The organism is Floccifex sp. (assembly GCF_051873555.1).
Lineage (GTDB): Bacteria > Bacillota_I > Bacilli_A > Erysipelotrichales > Erysipelotrichaceae > Floccifex.
Window position 1 is genome coordinate 1 of the sequence record NZ_JBJEEY010000019.1, and the last position, 3,610, is coordinate 3,610.

The 3,610-nt window shown below is 33.8% G+C and carries 5 protein-coding genes; 3 read left to right on the forward strand and 2 right to left on the reverse strand.

The window, feature by feature from the left end; translation table 11 throughout:
* Positions 1-40: 40 nt before the first annotated feature.
* Entirely contained in the window at positions 41-1,138 is a 1,098-nt protein-coding gene (locus tag ACI32A_RS01290) for an MATE family efflux transporter (protein ID WP_439753213.1), read from the forward strand.
* On the opposite strand, the gene ACI32A_RS01295 is transcribed toward ACI32A_RS01290, so the two are convergent.
* Together ACI32A_RS01295 and cysK are read right to left on the reverse strand one after the other, a co-directional pair.
* Positions 1,128-1,553 carry an RrF2 family transcriptional regulator gene (locus ACI32A_RS01295; RefSeq protein ID WP_439753209.1) on the reverse strand — a complete coding sequence of 142 codons (426 nt, stop codon included), beginning with the start codon at positions 1,551-1,553 and terminating at the stop codon, positions 1,128-1,130. The two genes, ACI32A_RS01290 and ACI32A_RS01295, sit on opposite strands and share 11 nt — an antisense overlap.
* A gap of 2 nt (positions 1,554-1,555) precedes the next feature.
* Positions 1,556-2,479 (reverse strand): cysteine synthase A, encoded by a 924-nt coding sequence (gene cysK / locus ACI32A_RS01300; RefSeq protein ID WP_439753210.1) that lies wholly within the window; start codon positions 2,477-2,479, stop codon positions 1,556-1,558.
* Between the two features lie 139 nt (positions 2,480-2,618).
* On the opposite strand from cysK, the gene ACI32A_RS01305 reads away from it, so the two are divergent.
* Both ACI32A_RS01305 and rbr read left to right on the forward strand, forming a co-directional pair.
* A complete protein-coding gene (locus ACI32A_RS01305) occupies positions 2,619-3,005 on the forward strand; it encodes a Fur family transcriptional regulator (protein ID WP_439753211.1) in 387 nt (128 codons plus the stop codon).
* A gap of 5 nt (positions 3,006-3,010) precedes the next feature.
* Positions 3,011-3,550, forward strand: a complete 540-nt coding sequence (rbr, locus tag ACI32A_RS01310; RefSeq protein ID WP_439753212.1) for a rubrerythrin — start codon at positions 3,011-3,013, stop codon at positions 3,548-3,550.
* The last annotated feature ends 60 nt before the right edge of the window (positions 3,551-3,610 follow it).

The window sequence follows — 3,610 nt, forward strand, 5'->3', positions numbered from 1 at the left end:
TTTTCGATTGATAATTCAACCAAAAGTGGCTCACATTTAAATTAACAAATACAAAAGTGAAGTCAAAAAAAGTTTCCTTTTTAATTTTGGAATCTGTCTTTGTTTAACATTTCTGTTTATGATTCTATGTCTAGGATTTTCAACATCCCTGATGAAATTCTATATCAAGGATATTGATACCATCCACGTTGCCAGCCAATATTTACGAATTATTTCTTTTACTTTTTTACCACTTGTCTTTGTGACACTGAGTTCCGTTTTTTTAAGATGCATTGAAAAAGCTAAGCTTCCTTTATATGCCAGTATCTTTTCAGCTTTATTAAATACAACACTCAACTATTTCTTTATTTTTAAAATGTCTTGGTCTGTATCTGGTGCTGCTTTTGCGTCTGTTTTATCACAATGGATCAATGCGATTTTTTTATTCATTTGTTTAAAAAAAGAAGCCCTATTTAAAATGAAAATACAATCCTTTGCCTTTGACTTCAAACAATACATATCCATGTTGATTCCCGTTTTAATGTGTGAAACACTTTGGGCTCTAGGAGAAAATGTATACGCTGCCATTTATGGACATATTTCCATTCAAGCCAGTGCGGCTATGACTTTAACTAACCCGATTCAAGGATTAATGATTGGTGCTTTATGTGGTTTATCACAAGCCGCCAGTATTTTAATTGGAAAAGAATTGGGAATGAAAGGCTATGATCGTGCTTATTGGATTTCTAAAAAATTGTTACAATACGGAATGATTGGATCTATACTTCTTTCGTTTGTGATTTTCTTTACTCGTAATGTATATGTTCAAATCTATCAAGTCGATGCCCTCACTAAATCTTTTACAACTCAAATATTAGTGGCTTATGCTTTAATTGCTCCTGTTAAAGTTGAAAATATGATATTGGGTTCTGGTATTTTACGCAGTGGTGGAAAAACAAAATATGTTATGTTTATTGATTTGATTGGTACATGGGGTTTTGGCGTTCCATTTGGCTATTTAGCTGGTTTTATATTTCATTTATCAATTCCATTTGTTTATTTTATTTTATCGTTAGAAGAAATCATTCGCTTTCTTTTATCTTTATTTGTTTTCAAACAAAAAAAGTGGATGAATACATTAAAGACTTTCAGAAATTGAAAGTCTTTTCTTGATTATCCACTAAATCTTGTAGAGTGATCCCTTGAAAATAATTTAAAATACGATTTTGTAAATCCATCCACATTGGAAGTGTTTTACACGTGTCTTTTCGTTCACATTCATCACTGCCACATTCCAGACAAGTTACGGGTGCCAAGTCTCCTTCTGTAAGTTCTAGAATTTCTTTTACCGTATATTCATCTGGATTACGAACCAATCGATAACCTCCTTTATTCCCATGAACCCCTTCAACTAAGTTATTTTTTGATAAAGATGGCATAATTCGTTCTAAATATTTTAAAGAAATACCTTGTCGATTGGCAACTTCTTTCATAGGAACATAAGAATCCTGTGCATTCTGCGCTAAATCAATCATTACGCGTAAAGCATATCGTCCTCTTGTTGATATTTTCATACTTATTCAAATAGTGGTGTTGATAAATAACGATCGCCTGTATCTGGTAATAAAACGACAATTGTCTTTCCTTCGTTTTCTTCTCTTTGCGCTAATTCAATACCTGCTGCAATAGCTGCTCCAGAAGAAATTCCCACTAAGACGCCTTCGCTTCTTCCAAATAATTTTCCAGTTTCAAATGCTTTTTCATTCGAAACAGGAATGATTTCATCATAAACAGTTGTATTTAATACATCTGGTACAAATCCAGCCCCAATTCCCTGAATTTTATGTGGACCTGCTTTTCCTTGAGAAAGTACAGGACTTGTTTCTGGTTCTACCGCAACGACTTTAATTGCAGGATTCTTTGATTTCAAATATTCTCCAACACCTGTAATTGTTCCACCAGTTCCAACACCTGCCACAAAGATATCCACATTTCCTTGCGTATCTTCATAAATTTCAGGTCCTGTTGTTTCTCTATGTACTTTCGGATTGGCAGGATTAGTGAATTGAGAAGGAATAAATGAATTTTCAATTTCTGAAGCCAATTCTTGAGCCTTGGCAATAGCTCCCTTCATTCCTTTTGACCCTTCTGTTAAAACCAATTCAGCTCCGTAAGCCTTCATCAATTGACGTCTTTCAACAGACATTGTTTCTGGCATAACGATAATGATGCGATATCCTTTAGTAGCTGCTACACTGGCCAAACCAATTCCTGTATTTCCACTTGTTGGTTCAATAATGACAGAACCTGGTTTCAAATCCCCTTTTGCTTCGGCATCTTCAATCATGGCTTTGGCAATACGATCTTTAACAGAACCAGCTGGATTTAAATATTCCAATTTTGCAATAAGCTTTGCTTTCAAATTTAAATTTTTTTCAATGTGTGTTAACTCCAATAACGGTGTTTTACCAATTAATTGGTCTGCAGATGTATAAATCATAACATGTCCTCCATTGCCTACTGTTTAGGTCGGTAATAATATAACCCCATTCATATATATTGTCAACAAAATAATTGAAAAAAATAATAAAATAGAATATAATATTATTAAGAAAGGTTACTAATAAGGAATTAATATTATGAATAGAAATACCATTCAGAGGGATGTAATTGCTTCTTGTTTAAAAAATAATCCAGGTCATCTCACAGCGGATCAAATCTATCAATTGATTCATTCACAGCATCCTGCCATCAGCAAAGGAACTGTATATCGTAATTTGAATGTTTTGACACAAACAAATCAAATTCAAAGAATTGAAAATACCGATGGGCCTGATTTTTTTGAATGGAACACACATCCGCATTATCACATAAAATGCATCCAATGTAAAAGGGTCTTTGACGTGAAAATGGGTTATATGAATAATATTTTCGATTTAGTACAAGATAATGCCGGATTTCAATTTATTTCTCATCAAATAATGTTTGAAGGCATTTGTCCGGAGTGTTTAAGTAAAGGAGATTAATTATTATGGCAAACAAATATGCTGGAACACAAACTGAAAAAAATTTAATGGCTGCTTTTGCAGGAGAATCTGAAGCTCGTAATAAATATACTTATTTTGCTTCAAAAGCTAAAAAAGAAGGATTTGAACAAATTTCTGCTTTATTCTTAAAAACAGCTGATAATGAAAAAGAACACGCAAAAATGTGGTTCAAAGAATTAAATGGAATTGGCGATACTGCTCATAACTTAGCAGCGGCTGCAGAAGGTGAAAACTATGAATGGACAGATATGTACGATGGATTTGCCAAAACAGCAGAGGAAGAAGGATTCCCTGAATTAGCTGCTAAATTCAGATTAGTAGCTGCTATTGAAAAACATCACGAAGAGCGTTATCGTGCTTTATTAAAGAATGTTGAAACAGCTGCAGTATTTGCGAAAAGTGAAGTCAAAGTTTGGGAATGCCGTAACTGTGGTCACATTGTTGTGGGAACAAATGCACCTGAAATTTGTCCTACATGTGCACATCCTCAAAGTTATTTTGAAGTTCATGCTGAAAATTATTAATAGTCAGGGGCTGTAACGAATAGTTGAGTTTTTACAAATTCGAGGGGTTACAGCACCCCT

Excerpts from the sequence above, each read along its gene's own strand:
- ACI32A_RS01295 (WP_439753209.1), bottom strand. The coding sequence starts at position 1,553 with ATGAAAATATCAACAAGAGGACGATATGCTTTACGCGTAATGATTGAT.
- cysK (WP_439753210.1), bottom strand. The coding sequence starts at position 2,479 with ATGATTTATACATCTGCAGACCAATTAATTGGTAAAACACCGTTATTG.
- rbr (WP_439753212.1), top strand. The coding sequence starts at position 3,011 with ATGGCAAACAAATATGCTGGAACACAAACTGAAAAAAATTTAATGGCT.
- ACI32A_RS01305 (WP_439753211.1), top strand. The coding sequence starts at position 2,619 with ATGAATAGAAATACCATTCAGAGGGATGTAATTGCTTCTTGTTTAAAA.